The following is an 18,541-nucleotide window of genomic DNA, read 5'->3' on the forward strand; positions in this document are numbered from 1 at the left end:
AGGACTATTGATTTTTGCGCTCTTGTGGAGCGATTATGATGAGGTAATCCGTGCCGTCAATGCGGTAGATCAGTTTTTTGGCTGAGTAAAAGTCGAATTGGTATTTGAAAGGATTGAACTGGTCTGGGTCGAATCCACTTTCTCTACTGAGCCCAGGATTATAAATGGAGTACATGGGTACCTCTGAAAGTAATTTGAGATTGCGATCAAGATCTAATTTTTCAGCCTCACTTTTTACATAGGAAATTCGCTGTTCAAAGAGTTCTTTCATATACGCATAGCGACGGGTATCTGGTTTGATGAAATCGGCACCAGAACCGGTATATACCTGAGCGATGAAAAGGTCAAATTTTGCAGGGTTCGGTTTAGAAACCTGTGCTTGCATTGCCGGGAGGTTAAAGGCAAGCAAAAGCAGCCCTAGGCAGGCTTGTTTAGTTAGCGACATGGCGGTTAGTTTTTAGGGGAAAGTTAAGGAAATTATCCCCGTGAAAATCTGCCGTTTATCGATAAAAAAAGCCTTCAAATCTAAATTTGAAGGCTTTCTATTATTATGGTTACTTAACTTCTAGTAATTCAAGTACACCCATCCGGAGTATAATTGTTCAACATCAGAGAATGGATCTCCAGGCATGTCGTTCAATTGTAGGGTGTAGAAATAAGTTCCTACAGGTAATAACTCACCATTTTTCTCAATGGCACGTCCGTCCCATTCTTGAGTACTTGAGTTTCCAGAGTATACTAACAATCCGCGACGATCAAAGATCTTCAACTCGTAGTTCGGGTGAAGTTCCAATCCGCCGATATCAAAGGTGTCGTTGAATCCATCGTTATTTGGAGAAATACCTTGAGGGATTTCAATTTCACAAGCCACAACACTGATCTCTACAGAGGTTGTTTGGAAACATCCGGCAGCGTTAGCAACGCGGATGTAAATAGTCTCTGGAGTAGTTGTATTGGTGTAACTCTCAGGACCAGAGATTGGGTTGCTACCGTCTTCAGCATCGGCTGAATTGGTGTGATAGGTCACCGTTAATCCTGATAGGTCTACGCCCAATTGTGCATTGAATGCAGTAAGGTCAAATTGATTGGTCAAACCAGAAGCACCGTCGGCAGGACAGCTTTCTACTGCAGCCGGAGCAGTCAATGGATCAATAACCAAAGCAACGAGTTCTAGCGTTGTATTACTCACACATCCGGTTACGTCATCTACCACACGCACATAGATAGTTTGTGGGTTAGAAGTGTTGCTGTATGGAGAAGCCAATGGGTTGTCACCAGTTTCTGAATCAGCAAGGGTCTCGTGATAAGTTACAGTCAATCCAGAAGCACCACCAGTGATCTCGTTATCACGGCTGGTTAGATCGAACTCAGCAACTCCACCTGGAGTTCCACACAATTCGTAAGCCGCCGGGTCACTAATAGTTGGACTGTCTGGGTACATGATCTCGTACGGTCCAGCATCAGAGGCTTGACAAGCCCCTAGATCAACAAGAATGTCTGTGTAAACACCTTCATCCAAGCCAGAGATCACAATAGTTCCGGCACCGTCTGCGGTTAAGGCATCTGGTCCAACTGGCGTTCCGTTAAAGTTATAAGAAACATCATAAGTTGTGCCTGCAGAAAGTCCTGAGATCACAATGCTTCCATCTGCAGAACATGTAGTAGGATCGTTTACAGTCACTGTAAATGTCGGATCGTCTGGATAGTTGATCTCAAATGGTCCGGCAAGAGTTGTAGTACATTCTACGATCTCTACAGTAACGTCGGTGTAGATACCTTGATCCAAACCTGTGATCAAAATGTTTCCAGAGCTATCCGTAGTGAAGGACAAAGGTCCAACTACCACTCCGTCTACTGTGTAGGTGACATTGTAGGTAGTATCGGCAACCAAGCCTTCTATCAGTAGTGCACCGTTTGGTCCACAAACATCAGAATCTTGAGCAGTTACTGTGAAGCTAGGAGCATCTGGCTCAACTAATTCGATTGGAGTCGGTTGCGTGAAAGAACAGTCGTTGAAGGTAAGTACACCATCAGCATAAATACCGGCAAGCAATCCATTGATCACTATTGTACCAGAAGCATCAGAAGTCACTGTGATTGGTCCTACTGGTACTCCGTTAAAGGTATAGGTGAGTTCAAAGGTGGTGTTCGGGAACACATTGCCAATGATCACTTGTCCTGTTGGTCCACAAGTTGTTGGATCTACGCCTGTAATGGTAGCACCTCCTAATGAAGGTCTGTTCAATTCAAACGGTCCAGCTGCAGTATAGGTACAATCATTCAATACGATGGTAATGTCTGTGTAAACACCTTCATCCAAGTCTGTGATGATGAACTGCCCAGTGGCATCAGTAGTCACAGTGATTGGTCCCACAAGCACACCGTCTAATAGGTATGTTACCTCATAAGTGGTATCTGCTGCTAATCCATCAACGGTCAATGATCCGTCAGAATCACAATTCACAGGATCTGCTGTGGTCACTACTGGAGTGAAATCTGGATATTCAAAAGTATAAGGACCTGGATCTGTAAAGCTACAGGTTCCTTGTTCTAGTGTAATGTCAGTGATGGTAACTTCTCCTAAACCAGTAATGAAGATACTTCCTGTAGCATCAGAAAGTACAGTGGCTGGTCCGATTACCGTTCCATCTTGAGTGTATGTTAGATCGTAAGAGGTCGCTGGGGTTAAGCCAGAAAGCTCAAGGCTACCGTCCATATCACAAGCTACAGGTTGATTCACAATAGCCGTGAAGGTTGGCGCTCCTGGATCTTCCACTACGATAGGACCGGCATTCTCAAAGAAACATCCAGCGTCGTTAGTGAAAACAAAGTCTGTGTAAACTCCAGCATCCAAACCACCAATGGTCAAAGTTCCAGTCATATCAGCTGGAAGCGTGATTGGTCCTACAGGGACACCATCGTCTACATAAGAAATGTTGTAATCCGTGTCTCCGAGTAAGCCAGTAACTAAAATGCTACCATCATCGGCACCACAAGCTGATGGACTTTGCGGAGCTAAAGAAATAAAGGTCGGGTCAACACCACCACCAGTAAAGTCTCTAAATACGTAGAAATAAGTAAAGTTTACAGATTCTCCTGGAGCAAGATCTCCAAAGAAGTAAGCGATAGAGATCGCCTCATCTGCAGTGTTAGTAGCTCCTTCTGTTTGCTCAAAACCAATTCCGTTCCAAATGTCAGACGGATCACGGTTACTGAAACCACCGTAAGTCACACGAGCACGCTCATCCTGAACGTAGTAACACACACTGGAACCGTTGGCATCCGTTCCTCCAAGAGGTCCTTGAGAAGCACAAACGAAACCTAGAATGTCAATACCACCAGAAGGTTGTGCGATCAATTCTTGATCCGTCGTAAAGGTTCCGTTAATGGTTTGGTTGTTGTCTGGATCCACATTGTTCATCCAGTAAAGGTTCGTCTTTGGTACAGCATCTAAGTTAGTCAAACGCTGCTCCATTCTGATGAAAAGACCGTCACGCGATACCGAGAAGTTACGAATGATCTCAATTCCATCGATGAAACCATTCCAAGAAATCTGAGCAAAATCACCAAAACAAGGGTCGGTGAGGATCCCTGCTCCACTGATTGCTCCAGGAACTTGGTTTGGACTCGCTAAATTGTTATTCCATACAGCCCCATCGTACTCGATTCCCCAACCTTCCTCCGGAGAACCTGGTGTAAAGAAATCTCCGTCATAATCAACCCAGCCGTCCATAGTTGGGTTAGCGATAAAACCAAACAGGTCATTACCGGTCTCGCGGCTATCGTGGTATGGGGGTCCGGGGTTTTGGTCATTCGGGACCCCGAATGTACCGTTTTGGTTGATCCCGATTTCAATGAAATTACCTTTGGCGAAAGCATCGTCCAAAGACAACTGTGCATCGAGCTGCGCCTGACTCTGTTGAAGCCCTAAAAATAGGAAGGCCAGTGCAAATATTGATTGAAAAAATCTAGGAGTAAAATTTCTCATAGAAGGTGGCTGTTAATTGTATAAATTGATGTCTAAAATATAAATGTAAGAGATTATTTTAAGTCTGTAAAAGAATTGAACAAAACTTAGACGTAATTTTTGTTTTCAACGATGTAGGTAAAAAAAAGCCCTATAAACGGACCTTAAATGTTAAAAAATCGAGGCCTGAATACCCCCTCAAACGCAGTTAATCTCGATTCAAATACAACCATCCGCTCAAGGTATCGAAGTTCTCATCGGCAAGAAATAAAACGTAGTAATAAACCCCAGGAGGAACGACCTCATTTGATTGGGCCAATCCGCGATTTGGAATGCCGTTCCAATGCCCAGTTTCATTACTTCCTACAAAAATAAGATTCCCCAAACGCGAATAGATCTCCAAGCGGTGATCTGGGAAAATATCCAGCAATCCTTGAATTTCAAAAGTGTCATTAATGCCGTCTGTGTTGGGTGAGAAGCCTTGTGGAATTAAAGGCGGACAGTTTTCCACGCGCAATTCAAAACTGCTAATGTCAAAACAGATCTCGTTATCTACCCTCACAAAGATCTCTTGCGGATTTGTAGTGTTTGTAAAACGCTGGGTATTTACAATTGGATTGATCCCGATCAAAGCATCGGAAGCACTGGTGTAATAGCGAATGGTCCCGCCAAATTCTTGCAGTAAAAGCTCAACCTCATTGGTTAGATCGAATTCTGCGCTGTCAAATCCTTGATCACAGGCCAATTGATTGGGCAATTCTGGCAGTTGCGGAATGCTTTGGAAATTTACATTGGATTTAAAGGTATTGTTGGTCTCATCCAACTCTTCAATGATTGAATTCCCATCTCCAAGATCATCGGCAACAGCCAGCAGACTAAAGCTATCCGGGAGCTCTGGATCCAAGATCAAACTGATCTCGATGTCAATAAAACCACCTAAAGGAACTGATGTGGGTGTATCCAAGCCTAAAATAAAGGCTCCATCTGCATAAAGGGCAATCGGAGTACCTGCGGGAAGCGGCGCGGTTCCGTCTGTATTGGAAACTCTGAGCTCAAAACTTAAGACCCTGCCACGGCAAGCAATTATAGGGTCGGGCAAACTCACTGTCGCGTCTGGCAATGGACATATTATCACTTCAATTTCAAAGGAGTCTACCACAAAACAGTCTGCATTGGCAACACGAACATATATGGTTTGCGGATTGCTTGAGGGTAAATAATTTGACGGCTCTACAATAGGGTTGTCACCAGAATTGGCATCGGCTTCGGATTCGTGAAAGCTCAGAATCAATTCTGCGTCAATCCCCGTCATTGCTGTATTGAGGTCAAAACGTTCATCACCAACTGCATCACAGCGTTCCAAGTTTTGTGGAGTTGGAAATTCTGGAAATTTTAAAAGACGAATGGGAAGCTCGGCCTCGTTGTTGAGTTCGTTGAGCTCTGCAACGGTACTGACGCCACTGCCGTTATCATCTGCAACAATACGCAGGTTGAATTCATTGGGGACAACATCCGGAATATTCAGCACAATACTCTGTGATTCTTGCCCGTCAATGGGGAGTTCGGTCACGGTGGCTGCGGAGCCGATCAGCACGGCATCAGCATAAAAAGCAATTGGCGTAGCTGCCGGTAAAACGTCGGTACTGTTTTCATTGTAAATGGTAAAATCTACCTCGAGCTGACGTATGCCACAAGCCGGGTCAACAACGCTATCAATAGTGGCAGTAGCATCTGGCAATTGGCTGTTGAGCACGGTGACAATATTGTTGATCATCACAAAATCCTGCCCAGAGGTAAGTTGTATCACTGCAGAGGTATCGCCCGGCTCTATATTGTCTTCAATACTGTAAAAATCAATGTCCATATTGTAAAGCACGTCCGATCCCGTAAAACTGTTGGTACTGTTAAAAGCATTGTCTGCCGGATTCAACGGAGGATTACTGATCACATCTCCGTTAATAGTCAAAGTTTCTGTGACACTTAATGCGGCATCACCTTCCCAAGCCAAGAATCCGATTTTAGCGCCTTCATCGTCCAAGACATTTAGACTTTCCAGTTCTATACTGATCATATCCGGTACACGCTCCAGACCTTCGTAGACATTGAGTTGATTGAGTGGTAGATCGGGATCCTCAAATACGATCACTATGGACCATCCCGCAAAGTTGGTTCCAGTGGGGCAATAGGTTTCAATGATCTCACTGAGGTCCAATTCCGATAGGGTATAGGTGTCACTACCAATACTCTGAACCAATTCGGTCACGTCGGTGACTGCAGCAAAGAAGGAGCGCGCTTCATCCAATTCTAAAGCGAATGTTCTGTCCGGACGGATCTCATTGCCGTTGAGTTGAACTTCAAAATCCCCATCTCCAGAGCCAGCCCAATACAAAAGCGCATTGATCACCGTTTGATCGGGTTCTAAAAAAAGATCGGCACTAGAACTGGTGAGAATCTCGCAAGGAGCTCCGCCGCCATTCTCTGAAGTATTTAAGGTGTTACCGATAGCCGTGTAGTCAAAACGGCCGTTAAATTGATTGAGCAAACTGACTTCCTGGCCAAAGCCCAGGCAGTACCAAAAGAGCAGGAGTAGCCCTAAGGTGAATTTCAGTTTCATAGCTCGCTGATTTTCTTAAAGATATAAATATTTCTTTAGCGGACGAGACTAAAGTGTGAACGTAGTTCGCGTCCATCTTCAAAGATCACGCGGAACCAGTAGTCGCTGGATGGCATTGGATTGCCGTTGTAAATACCGTCCCAACCCGGCCCGAGCGGATTGAGTCTTGTGAGCATTTTCCCATAGCGATCGTAGATATAGACTTGGGCGCCCGCTTCAAAATCTGGACGCACCCCCAAGACTTGCCAGAAATCATTAACGCCATCGCCATTGGGCGTAAAATAGTTGGGAAAGCCTAAAACAGAGACGATCTGTTCGCTTATTCCGCAACCCAAACGGTCTCTTACATAAACGGTATACACTCCTGGAGGAATATCGGTGAAAATGTTAGAAGTCTGATACAGCCCAGTAGGGTCATTCAAAGCAAATTCGTAATCACCCGGACCGCTGGCATTGATCACAAGGGTGTTTGTTTCTGAAAGGTCAGTGACCTCAATACTGTCAATGGTCGCCGGGCGTGAACCAACAACGGTTATGGTTCGTCTTTTAGAGCATCCCTCTGGGTTAATGATATCCACAAAATACACACCAGCCTCATTCACGGCTATGGTTGGCGTTATCTCTCCGGTTGACCATAAATAACTGTAAGCTTCTATCGGGCTATCATCATCGGTAATTGGTCCAACGTCTAGAGTAATAGTATCAGGAAAACTATTCAAGCAGTAGAGCTGCTCGTCTTCAGTGACAATATCGGGGAGGCCATAGACCTCCAAGAAAATGCGCGCAATTCCAAAGCAATCGTTGTCTTGCTCCAAGCGCGCGTAGATGATCTGCGTAAAGGGATCCGTATTGGTATATGGGCTTGTGATCGGGTTGGTCTCTGCCAGTACATCTTCTAAATTTCCGTAGAAACTCAAGCTGAGGTCCGGGGGTAAGCCATCCAGAATGCTGGCTTCCGCCAAACTTAAATCAAAGACGGTGATCCCATCTTCTGTAGCATCATCGCATTGACTTAAAAAGATGTCGTCAATCTGTTCTCCCGCTACTATTAGTTGCAGTTCTGCAATACTGCTGCATCCGGCTTGGTCAAAGACACGCGCAAAGATGGTCTGTGGATTGCTCAGGTTGGTATAGGCCGTCTCGGGTAAAGGCGATTCGTTATTCTCTGCTTGCAATAAAGTCTGATGGAAACTCACATCTAGTCCTTCTGCGCCACCAGTGAGTTCTGGTATGGCTTCGGTCAAATTGAAGACACTGAATCCGTCATTATTTCCATCGGCGTCACATTGGGTGAGCAAGCTGTCAAAGGCGTCTGGTAAGGGATTGATGACCACATTGGCCTGACCAATGATCGGGCACTCGCCATTCATTGGGTCGATCTCTACCCGATACAGCCCAGAAGTACTGACCTCCAAGTCAAAATCAGATTCGGGAAGAACTACATCGTCTAAGGTCCAAACATAGGTCGCTCCGGGAATCTCTGGGGCAATAAGCGTGAAACTGTCTCCTTCACAAAGATTCAAGGTTGTCGCTGATTCTCCGTTTTGAATGATGTCTACAGTATTTAAGAAGAGCGATTGAATGAAGGGTGGCAATCCGAAGTTACCCGTGCGCCCTCCAAGAGATACTGCGGCGCGTTGATAGTTCGCTCCAGTACCTGGGGTGTTGGGCTCATTGATCACATCCAAAGATGCTTGATTCAAGATCACTCTATAAATACGTCCGTCAATACCCAGCTGCAAAGCTCCTGTAGAATTATCATTGGTGCTTAAGATCGTTCGCGTGGCTGATGGGTCTGGTGCCGTGAGGTCAAACTGATATACTTCGCCAAAATCAAAACCGTCACTGTCATAAACCCCAGCGCAGGTATAGACCAGATTGGAATCTGGAGAAAACTCCAAACCATAAGGTGAATTACCGTTTACATCCAGATCGAGTCCGCCAGAGGCAACACCTGTTGCGGTGTCAAAGTCGTATACAAACAAGGCTCCTGGAGATCCTGCATCACTGGCAGGGTTTTCATTTAAAGTGGCGTGAGCAATGGCTAATTTACTGCCGTCTGGGCTTGATTTCAAATATCCTAAAGCATTGTCTCGGTAGCCAATGAGCGGCACTTCGGGTTCTACGATGGATTCAACCGGAACTGGATTCACACCGCCGCTGCCCACATCATAAGCATAGAAGCGATCCACAAAATGAGTGATCACCCAAATGGATTCGCAGTCGGCATTGCGTACCGCTGTAATTTTCTCTGAATTGGTAGGGAGGAGGTTGATGTTCTTTTCTGAGGTCACCACATCGCCTAAACCCCCATCGAGATCCATATTCACAGTGGAATAGTTCAAACCGCGTAGCGCGCTTGGATCATTTTCTCCAGGGAACAAACCATCCACCGTAAAAATATAATAAAGGTTGGGTTCCTGCGGATTGGGAACAATGATAGCCGATTGCGTGGAGGTGTCTTCTCCCAAGAGGCCAGAACCGTTGGGCATTACCTGATGCTCCCTATTCCAAACTAGGGTGCCGTTGGTGTAAAAAAGCAAATTCCCTGCGCTGTCGCTGATGGTAGCGCAACCTTCTAAGGTTTCCAAAGCGCCATCGGTCAAAGGAGTAGGAGGACTGGTGTTGAAATTCAATCCCGCCCTCGATCCGAAATACCAATTAGCAGCTTCCCCTTGCGCTTGAATATTAAGCGCACAGCCAAACAGCAGTAAGGTGAAGAATAATAGCTTTTTCATTGCAAAGAGGTCATGGCAGCGGCAAAATAGCAGCTGCCAGTTCGCTAGTGCGAACGCCTCAGCAAGATACTATAAATCTCGTTTTTTCAGGATGACCAAAGACCAATAATTGAACAAGAAGGTCCAAACCGATACAATCGCTATTTTGAATAAGGTCACGTTGTAGGTCTTGGTAAATTCTGCTCCCAATTGTGTAGCTGCAGATTGCACTGCGTTGAAACGCGTAAACGGTTCAATGATCAAGTTTTGCATACTCATCAGTGGGAAGAACTGAACTACTTGAGCGGGTAAGTCTGAATTATCCGGGAGCTTAGAGACCATGATTCCATAGATGGCCCATTCTATGATCCACCAGATCAACAGAAATCCAAGGGCAAAAGCTGAACGTTTCACCAAGACGCCTAAGAACAGACAGAAGGAGAAGAATGCCAACAGCTTCAAGAAATAGGCAAAGACATACTCCAAGTCTCTAAAGATGATTCCAAACTCGGTGTAGTCTGAAAAGATCAGTCCTAAGATCAAGGAAACAATGAAAATAAAGGCCGTAGATAAGGCTGCAAAAACGAAAACTGTTATGAATTTAGACAACACAAATTCGCGTTTGCTGAGTCCGTCGATTAGGTTCTGTTTAAGCGTTCTGTGCGTGTATTCATTGGCCATCATGGATACGATCACAATGGCTAAGAACATCTTGAGCAGTGCGGCGATCCAAGTGTTGAAGTGCCAGATGAACGGAAAGTTAAAGATCCCCTGATCTGCCAAACGAAAACTAAAATCTCCGAAGTTGAATTTGATAGACGCCAAAAGCGACATTAAAGAGATCAAGATAAAGTATACGGCGGTGATTACTCGTGCCGATTTATTGTGGATGAGTTTGTGGTACTCGATTCTAAAAAGTCTAAGCATGCTGTTCAATTTTGGCGGTTAGTTCTAAGAATTGTTCTTCCAAGCTTTCTTTACGCTTGTCAAGTTTGGACAATACAATGCCCTCTTTGAACAACATTTCATTGAGTACGCTGGCTTCTAAAGGTTCGTTGAGGTAGGCCACTAAGGCTTCACCTTCTTCTTTTATTTTACCAAAGCTTCCGCTTCCTTCTAAGTAGGCACGCAGTCTAACCATGTCTTCGGCTTGTAAAGTGAAGAAACCGTGACTGGCGTTCATGCCTTCTACTGGTCCGCTGTAAAGTGAAACTCCTTGACGCAAAATAACCACGTGAGAACAGACTTTTTCAACCTCGTCCAATAGGTGAGAGGCCAAAAGAATAGTAGTTCCTCCTTTGGCGATCTTTTTTATGATCTCTCTAATCTGATGGATTCCCTGCGGATCTAAACCGTTTGTCGGCTCATCCAAAATCAAGATCTCCGGGTCGTTGAGCAGGGCAGAGGCAATTGCTAAACGTTGCTTCATCCCTAAAGAGAAGGTTTTAAAGCGACTGTCCTTTCTATCCAGAAGACCGACGAGTTCCAGTTTTTCTTCGATCTTATCTTCAGAAACTCCTTTGATCTTAGCTACTAAAGCCAAGTTTTGTGCCGCACTCATGTACGGATAGAAATTTGGGCGTTCAATGATAGCACCAACGCGCTTGAGCGCATCATGGGTTGAGGTGCTGCCGTCAAACCAGGTGAAGTCACCGGAGGTTCTGTTTACAACATTGAGTACGATTCCAAGAGTCGTTGATTTTCCACTTCCGTTAGGCCCGAGTATACCGTAAACATTGCCCTTTTCAATGGTAAAAGACAGATTGTTTACTGCGGTAAGCGGCCCAAAACGTTTGGTGAGATTGTTGAGCGTTAGGATGGGTTGCATTTATGGTTGTTTAGTAAAACTGATGTCTGTAAGACGAACCAGCCCCATAAATGTTACACGCTAAAAGGAATCCTTTGGGAATTGCCTTTAAGTGTTCTGTTCTCTATTGAAGTATACCAGATAATAATACATCTGACGTTCTTCATCCCAACCTTTTTCTACAAATTTGTCTGCGCTCTCTGGGTTGATGAAATCCATTTTGATCTGAATGTTGGTATCTAATTGGATCACATTCTTGATCTTTTTACGCGCTGCGGATACGGCTGTGTTCGCAATAGAAAAATCGGAGAGGTCTTCCACACTGTACTTTGGTCCACGTTCTGCCTTGTAGTGTTTGAACTCTGGGATGAGGTCTGGATTGTCAATGACCTCGTTGAGGAATTTGGTCTCTTCAAACTGATCGTTCTTGGCAAAGTGATTCACCGCGCGATTCATAAAAAGCACTTCTTCTCGTTTGTCCTCAGCAGGTAAAACGACATCCTTGGCAAAGTCTTGACAAAAACGCAGGTATTTCTTGGTGTAGAAATTATCATCGGCCAGAGTCTCCACTCCTAAAAAGCTTTCCAACCAATAGCGCGCATCATAGCGGTTACTGTCTACACTTAAGATCTTATAGCCGGTTTCCTCTTCTACATTGAAAACAATACAACCCTTGTCTAACTTATTGAGGTTGATCCCCTGCTGCAAGTGCATTTCAAGTTGTTGTCCGCCTTCTTGAAACTGCAAGAAGTCCTGCTTTAATTCAGACTTAAAGATTCCAACACCGTCAACCTTTTGGTTGTCAATTTGCAGGTTCTCTAAGTAGGCCACATAAACTTCTCCGTTCTTGATATGCGGATGCTCGCTTTGATTGTACAGGTGCGTAGTGATCTTGGTACTGACCTCGTGAGCATTATCTGGATTGCTCAATAGCTCTTTGACCAATTTGTACAGTTCGTGGTATTCCAGATCCACCTCATGCGTAAAGCTCAAATAACTTTCTTCTTTCTCACGGAAGGGTTTAAAGAAGAACTCGCGGATCAAAGGGTTGAGTTCGTCAGTGAGTTTACATGGCGCGCCGGAGAGGAACAAGCCTTCTGCGCGTGATTTATTCCCTACACGGTGTAGGCTTAGTGAAGCGATCTGAGCGCTGTATAAATTGATCATAAGTCTAAAAGGAAATTAATTCCAAGAATCGATGTCTAAAGAGTCAAAATCATCGTCTTCAAAATCCATATCATCGTCAAAGTCACCTTCCATGGATTCACTCACAAACTCTTTGTCTGGAGCCTCTTCTGGCAATTCGCCGTGAACGTACATCAGGTTTGGATATTGCTGACCCGGCTGTGGTTCTGCAATTTCGGCCAACTCCACCAAAAAGGTCCACATGGAGAGAAAGTCATACACGTAGATCAATTTGGTTTGATCTTCGTCAAGGACATCCTCTAATAAGGTTTCTGCCATAATACGCGTAGGATCTGGACCTTCTGACATATCAAAAAGGGCAATCTCTTCGCCTTGCTGCCAGTCATCATCGCTGATGTAAAAAGAAGCCATTTCCTGCCCACCAAAACCAAAGGCTTGGGTGATGGCGTTATGGAAGTCTTCCATAGTGGCGTCTTGAAGGATCTCCAGATCTCTAAAGACGTCTTCTTGGGTATCTAAAATGATTCTGAATCTAAAAACCATAAGGCCGTAAAATTAAGATATTTTGACAGTTTTCCTCGGAATAAGGACCTGTAAAATCAGATAGCTTTGCAATCCGAATAAAACCGCTGCAAATACGAGGTGAATAGGCTGTGTTAAGAAAGGGAAATCAAAATAATACATAGCGATTCCCGTCAGTACTTCTATCCCTAAAATGGCCATGATACCATTCATGCCGTATAATCCATAGCCGTTCTTTTGATTACCACGCCACAAGAGCACATTGATCAAAACTACCAAAATGGAAAAGGAACGGTGAATGTAAAAATTGAGCTCTGGATAGGCCAGCCAAGTGTCTTTGGCTTCATATCCCACCATTTTGACTTGATCGTCCACAAATTGGCGCACTTGTGTTCCTAATACGATTTGGATCAGCGTTAATCCAAGCGCTGCCCAAAGCAGGGTTTTGTATTTCCCAGTGACCCCTTGCGGCCTTTGCTTCCCTATAGCTTGCCTTAAGATCAGCAGCAATACCAAAACGATTAGCAGCGCCATGACCATATGAATCGTGATGCGAACTGGCGCTAAAACCGAATAAACCACAGTGGCGCCCAGCCAGCCTTGGAATCCAATCATAAAAACACTCAGCCAAGAGAGCAGGGTAAGCCATTTGTTTTGCTTCCATTTCCAAATAGAAAGGATGGCCATAATGAGAATTGCGAGACCAGATAGGGCTCCCAGCAATCGGTTGATGTATTCGATCCAAGTATGCCATACATTGAAAATGGCGTAGTCGTGCTCGGTGTAGGCTTCCCAATTGGCTGCCGAATATTCGCTTCCCGTGGTAAAGTCTGCCTTAGCAACCTCAAGGGCCTCATCTTTGATGATGACCTGTCCTTTTTTGAATTCCCGGTCAGCTTCCCAGAGCAAGGTCGCTTCATCCGTAGGAGGAATATAATACCCAAAACACTTGGGCCAATCCGGACAACCCATACCGCTTCCGGTCATACGTACAACAGCCCCGGCAATGATTACTAAATAGATCAAAATCAGTGATATCCTTACAAAGCGTACAAACATCCTATTGCGGTTTTAAGTTTAGGGCTTCTCCTTTTTCCAACATAAAAGCCTTGGCAGCCTCGTATTCATTGGGAATAACACCGTCCAAAATGGCTTCTTTAATGGCTTCCTTGATGATTCCAATTTCTTTAGATGGCGGCAACCCAAAGGTCTGCATGATCTCCTCACCACTTACAGGAGGTTGAAAATTGCGCACGTGGTCTTTTTCTTCAACGGTCACGATCTTCTCTCTAACCAATTGAAAATTCTTGTGGTAGCGCTTGAATTTCTTCGGATTCTTGGTGGTGATATCTGCCTCGCAAAGCGTCATCAAGTCGTCCACGTGATCTCCCGCATCAAAGATCAAACGGCGCACAGCGCTGTCGGTTACCTCGGTGGCAAGAACAATAGGGCGGGAGCTCATTCGAACCATCTTTTGAACAAACTTCATCTTATCGTTCAGCGGCATGCGCAAACGCTTGAAGAGTTTGTAGACCATTTTAGAGCCCACAAATTCATGCCCGTGAAAGGTCCAGCCTTGTTTTTTATTGAATTTCTTGGTGGGCGCTTTCCCAATATCGTGCAGCAGTGCCGCCCAGCGCAACCACAGATTCTCTGTGGTCTCTGAGATATTGTCAACCACTTCCAAAGTGTGCCAGAAGTTGTCTTTATGACGTTGTCCTTCTACCTCGTCAATTCCTTCTAAGGCGAGTAATTCCGGCAGTATGTGTTTGAGCAAACCTGTTTTATGCAAAAGCCCAAAACCGATAGAAGGCTTGCGCGTCATCAAGATCTTGTTGAGTTCTTCTACCACCCGCTCTTTGGAGATTATGGTTATACGATCTGCCTGAGCCGTAATCGCCTCCAAGGATTCTTTCTGAATTTTAAAATTCAACTGATTGGCAAAACGGATCGCGCGTAACATGCGCAGAGGATCATCGCTATAAGTCACCTCTGGGTCTAGCGGAGTCCTAATGAGCTTATCCTTTAAATCCTGCATCCCCTCAAAAGGATCCAGCAATTGCCCGAATCGATCTGCATTCAGACCTAAAGCCAAGGCGTTGATGGTAAAATCTCGACGGTTTTGATCGTCTTCCAAACTGCCGTTCTCCACGGCGGGATTCCGAGAATCTTCGGTGTATGATTCCTTGCGGGCTCCAACAAACTCCAGTTGGACATCTCCATGCTGAATCATGGCCGTGCCGTAGGTTTTAAAAATGGAAACCTTTGGCCTATCTGGTAAGGCTTTTGCCACAGCTTTAGCTAAGTCAATTCCACTGCCAATGGCAACCACGTCTATATCTTTATGCGTACCGCGATCTAAAAAGAAATCACGGACATAACCACCGATCACATAAGCTTCCAAATCCAGTTGGTCAGCAACCTGGGAAAGGGTAGTGAAAATAGGTGCGCTCAGCGCTTCTTTAAAGTGGGTTTTGTCTTGCATTTACTGTCGGATCACCTTCACGGCTCCATCGGCACTCAGCTTAATGATACTCGAAGGTTTGGCCGCTTTTCTATCGCGGTGCAAATTTACGACATAGTCTACGCCTTCCAAAATAAGTGGGTTGATTTCTGAGAAGGTTTTGGCCGTAGGTTCACCGCTGATATTGGCTGAGGTAGACACCAAAGGACGCTTGAGTTTTCTGATCAGTGCTTTGCAGAAATTATCATTGACCACACGCACGCCTAAACTGCCGTCTTTGGCAATAACATTTTCAGAAACGCGAATGGCGTTGTCTAGGATCAAAGTTGTGGGTTTGTCTGCGTATTTTAAGATCTGAAAGGCCGTTTCTGGAACTTTCTCAAAGAATTCGTCCAACATTCGCAGGGAATCTACCAGACAGATCATACTTTTTTCTGCTGGGCGCTGCTTGATCTCAAAAACGCGTTCTACACTGTCGTAATTTGTCGCATCACAACCTAAACCCCAAACAGTGTCTGTAGGGTAGGCAATGGTTCCTCCTTTTTTTACGATTTCAAAGGTTTTGTCAACTTCTGCTCTCATAATTAAATCAAAGATTTGTAGACTTCTATGTATTGGGCTGCAGCGGTATTCCATTCGAATTTGGCTGCCTGCGCCTCAAAGGCTTTACTTTTTGTTTCTGGATCTGTATTAAAATCGGCCATGCCTTCTTGAAAGACCTCGGCCATCGCTGTTGGCTCAAGCTCATGCCAATAATAAGCAACGGCACCTCCAACCTCTGGAAGGGACGTTCTGTGTGCTAAGAAAACGGGTTTACCAAATTTCATTGCCTCAATAGGAGGTAATCCGAATCCTTCACGAAGACTGGCAAAAAGGAAGGCTTTGCAATTAGCCAAAAGAAATTGCTTTTCTCGATCATCTACGCGTCCTGCTAGGATCACTCGATCTTCTAATCCGTGCTTTTTTATGGTCTCACGTACCTTGTCACCATAGGTACGGCTGTCGTTCCCTGCAATCACTAAACGCTCATCAGGCAGTTGGGTGAGCATTTCCACCAAAAGGTGAAAGTTCTTACGCTCCCAAAAATCACCCAAGGTGAATAGAAAGTCTCCATGGATGTCTGTTTGCGGCATGTAATTGCTTAAATCCAACAGTTCCCCGCTGGGGTTGCCGTTAAGAATCACATGCTCGGGAACTTTAGGAATGTCAAAGTACTGATGTGTACTCTGCTTGGCAAATTCTGAGATGTAGGTGATCGCGTTGGCCCGAGCCAGTTTTTCTTTAAAACGCAGGTTTCTGGGATGGTTCAGATCATTAGAGATCTCATCTATAAAATTCACGTCGTGAATCGTGAGCACATACGGCAGGTCTCTTTTAGGCTCTACTTTGGTATTCTGATTGACCGAGTGCCAAAGATCGTATTTCTTGCGGATCTGCGCCCAATCATATCGGCGCAAGCCCATATAGTATTTGTAGTCAAAAAAGTCTCCAAACTCCTCCTTTAAGGGTTTCAAGTCCTGAGCATGCACAACAAATTTCAAGTCAGGATCATTACAGGCCTGCAGCCCGCGAAGCAAATGCAGATTGAATTGCCCGAATCCCGTAAAAGGATTCTTTAAGTTGTGCATTTCTAAAAAGATGCGCTTGGGCATAAAACTGCGAGTTTTAAGTTTTGGCAAAGGTATTTGATTTGCTGCAGTTCTAAAGAATTATAAATGTATTTTTGCAGCAGATGGAACAGGCTTTTCATTACGATTTTACCATTGCAGAACCCTTTTTAGATCATCAAAAGGAGGTGCTAACTTGTGTGCTTCAATTTGAGCAGCAAGGGGAACTCTTTGGTGATGGAGAGCGCAATGAGATCAGACTTTTTGATGCTTTGGGCATGCGGGTCAATGTGAAGCGTTTTAAGAACCCGAATATTGTCAATACTTGGGTGTATCGTTACATCAGACCTTCTAAGGCGGAGCGTTCTTTTACCTATGCGGAGAAGCTGATTTCATTGGGTATTGGTACTCCAAAGCCAATTGCTTATGCCGAAAACAAGTATTGGAATGGACTCAAGGACAGTTATTATCTGAGTGAGCATTTGGAGTGTGATCTGACCTATCGCGAGTTGGTTCACGATGCCAACTACCCTGATCACGAAGCCATTTTGCGAGCCTTTACCCGTTTTACCTTTAAGCTGCATGAAAGCGGAGTGCTTTTTAAGGATCATTCTCCGGGTAATACGTTGATCAAAAAAACGGCAGCGGGTTATGAGTTCTTTTTGGTGGATTTGAATCGGATGGAATTCAAAACCCTTTCTAAAGCAGAACGCATTCTGAATTTTGCTCGTTTAACTCCTGTAGAAGATATGGTGCGTGTGATGAGTGATGAATATGCCGATCTAGCGGGCTATGACGCGCAAGATACTTTTGAGCAGATGTGGGGTCATGTGAGTCGTTTTCAGCACAAGTATCACCGCAAACGGCGTCTCAAGAAAAAGCTACTCTTTTGGAGAAAGCGATAAGCGCTTGAGTTCTTTATAGCGTTCCCAAACGCTGCGCGCATTCAGTTTTGCAACGATAAAACCTTTAGCACCGTCCAAAATCCCCAAGCGGATCAAATAATGATTTAAAAACTTGTAAATGGTTTTGAAGAACTGTTTTGCACTTTGGTATTTTTTGCCGCGTTGATACAACTCCAAACCTTTCATCTTCCCATAGGTGATCATTTTGGAGCGATAGGTTTGATAATCGTCAAAGAAATAGTGATCCAACTTGTTTTTAAGGATACCGACGGGTTGCGATAGATCTAGAGTTTCGTGAACCAGTTTCTCTGCTCTGTATTGGCCTTTGGTTCGGTCAAAAAGCCGCAAAGCTTTGTCGGTCTGTAAACCACTGAAGCGTAGTTTTTCCCTTTTGTAATAGAATTGTCTGTAGATCTGATAGCCGTTGGCCAGACTGTCTTGTTTTAAAAGAAGCTGAATTTCCTCAGCGAGTTTTACAGGTACGCGTTCATCAGCATCCACAAAAAACACCCAATCATTCGCCGCCAATTCCATGCAGTAATTGCGCTGGGAGGGGTAATCCACAAACTGTTTCTGTACGCAGTGTACCCGCGGATCATCTTTTAAAAACTCAAAGGTACCGTCATCACTAAAGGAGTCAACAGCAATGATTTCATCAGCAAAACCCAAGGTATCGATCACATCCGGAAGATGTTTTCGCTCGTTCTTTACGATTAATAAGGCACTGAGTTTTCGCATGAAAATTACGTACTTTTGAGGCGCTCAAAGTTAGGATTTGCAAAGCAATTCTAG

Annotated in this window: 14 protein-coding genes; 1 reads left to right on the forward strand and 13 read right to left on the reverse strand. The window is 44.6% G+C overall.

Going from position 1 to position 18,541, the window contains the following annotated elements; genetic code table 11:
- Window positions 1–4: 4 nt before the first annotated feature.
- From POW22_RS12605 to POW22_RS12660, 12 genes are all read right to left on the reverse strand, one after another.
- Window positions 5–445, reverse strand: coding sequence for a hypothetical protein (locus POW22_RS12605; RefSeq protein WP_272833073.1), 441 nt, complete (start codon window positions 443–445; stop codon window positions 5–7).
- 120 nt (window positions 446–565) lie between these two features.
- The gene (locus POW22_RS12610) at window positions 566–3,988 is read right to left on the reverse strand and encodes a T9SS type B sorting domain-containing protein (RefSeq protein WP_272833074.1); all 3,423 of its coding nucleotides are present in this window, start codon (window positions 3,986–3,988) and stop codon (window positions 566–568) included.
- 187 nt (window positions 3,989–4,175) lie between these two features.
- A complete protein-coding gene (locus POW22_RS12615) occupies window positions 4,176–6,581 on the reverse strand; it encodes a T9SS type B sorting domain-containing protein (RefSeq protein WP_272833075.1) in 2,406 nt (801 codons plus the stop codon).
- A 35-nt stretch (window positions 6,582–6,616) separates the two neighbouring features.
- A complete protein-coding gene (locus POW22_RS12620) occupies window positions 6,617–9,319 on the reverse strand; it encodes a T9SS type B sorting domain-containing protein (protein WP_272833076.1) in 2,703 nt (900 codons plus the stop codon).
- 69 nt (window positions 9,320–9,388) lie between these two features.
- Entirely contained in the window at window positions 9,389–10,225 is an 837-nt protein-coding gene (locus POW22_RS12625) for an ABC transporter permease (RefSeq protein WP_272833077.1), read from the reverse strand.
- Window positions 10,218–11,126, reverse strand: coding sequence for an ABC transporter ATP-binding protein (locus POW22_RS12630; RefSeq protein WP_272833078.1), 909 nt, complete (start codon window positions 11,124–11,126; stop codon window positions 10,218–10,220). Before POW22_RS12630 ends, POW22_RS12625 begins: the two co-directional genes overlap by 8 nt.
- A gap of 87 nt (window positions 11,127–11,213) precedes the next feature.
- Window positions 11,214–12,272: a nucleoid-associated protein gene (locus POW22_RS12635; protein ID WP_272833080.1), complete on the reverse strand. Its 1,059-nt coding sequence runs from the start codon at window positions 12,270–12,272 to the stop codon at window positions 11,214–11,216.
- Between the two features lie 15 nt (window positions 12,273–12,287).
- Window positions 12,288–12,794: an IS1096 element passenger TnpR family protein gene (locus tag POW22_RS12640; RefSeq protein ID WP_272833081.1), complete on the reverse strand. Its 507-nt coding sequence runs from the start codon at window positions 12,792–12,794 to the stop codon at window positions 12,288–12,290.
- Window positions 12,795–12,806: 12 nt separating this feature from the next.
- Window positions 12,807–13,832, reverse strand: coding sequence for a COX15/CtaA family protein (locus POW22_RS12645; protein WP_272833082.1), 1,026 nt, complete (start codon window positions 13,830–13,832; stop codon window positions 12,807–12,809).
- 1 nt (window position 13,833) lies between these two features.
- Window positions 13,834–15,258: a CCA tRNA nucleotidyltransferase gene (locus POW22_RS12650; RefSeq protein ID WP_272833083.1), complete on the reverse strand. Its 1,425-nt coding sequence runs from the start codon at window positions 15,256–15,258 to the stop codon at window positions 13,834–13,836.
- Complete coding sequence (locus POW22_RS12655; protein WP_272833084.1) at window positions 15,259–15,819, reverse strand: L-threonylcarbamoyladenylate synthase; 561 nt, start codon at window positions 15,817–15,819, stop codon at window positions 15,259–15,261. It lies immediately after the preceding gene.
- A 2-nt stretch (window positions 15,820–15,821) separates the two neighbouring features.
- Window positions 15,822–16,916 (reverse strand): glycosyltransferase family 4 protein, encoded by a 1,095-nt coding sequence (locus tag POW22_RS12660; protein ID WP_272833085.1) that lies wholly within the window; start codon window positions 16,914–16,916, stop codon window positions 15,822–15,824.
- A gap of 53 nt (window positions 16,917–16,969) precedes the next feature.
- On the opposite strand from POW22_RS12660, the gene POW22_RS12665 reads away from it, so the two are divergent.
- On the forward strand, window positions 16,970–17,749 hold the full coding sequence (locus POW22_RS12665) for a lipopolysaccharide kinase InaA family protein (protein ID WP_272833086.1): 780 nt from the start codon (window positions 16,970–16,972) through the stop codon (window positions 17,747–17,749).
- On the opposite strand, the gene POW22_RS12670 is transcribed toward POW22_RS12665, so the two are convergent.
- Window positions 17,726–18,487, reverse strand: a complete 762-nt coding sequence (locus tag POW22_RS12670; RefSeq protein ID WP_272833087.1) for a glycosyltransferase family 2 protein — start codon at window positions 18,485–18,487, stop codon at window positions 17,726–17,728. The genes POW22_RS12665 and POW22_RS12670 overlap by 24 nt on opposite strands.
- Window positions 18,488–18,541: the final 54 nt, after the last annotated feature.

This window comes from Gilvibacter sediminis (assembly GCF_028561565.1).
Taxonomy (GTDB): domain Bacteria; phylum Bacteroidota; class Bacteroidia; order Flavobacteriales; family Flavobacteriaceae; genus Gilvibacter; species Gilvibacter sediminis.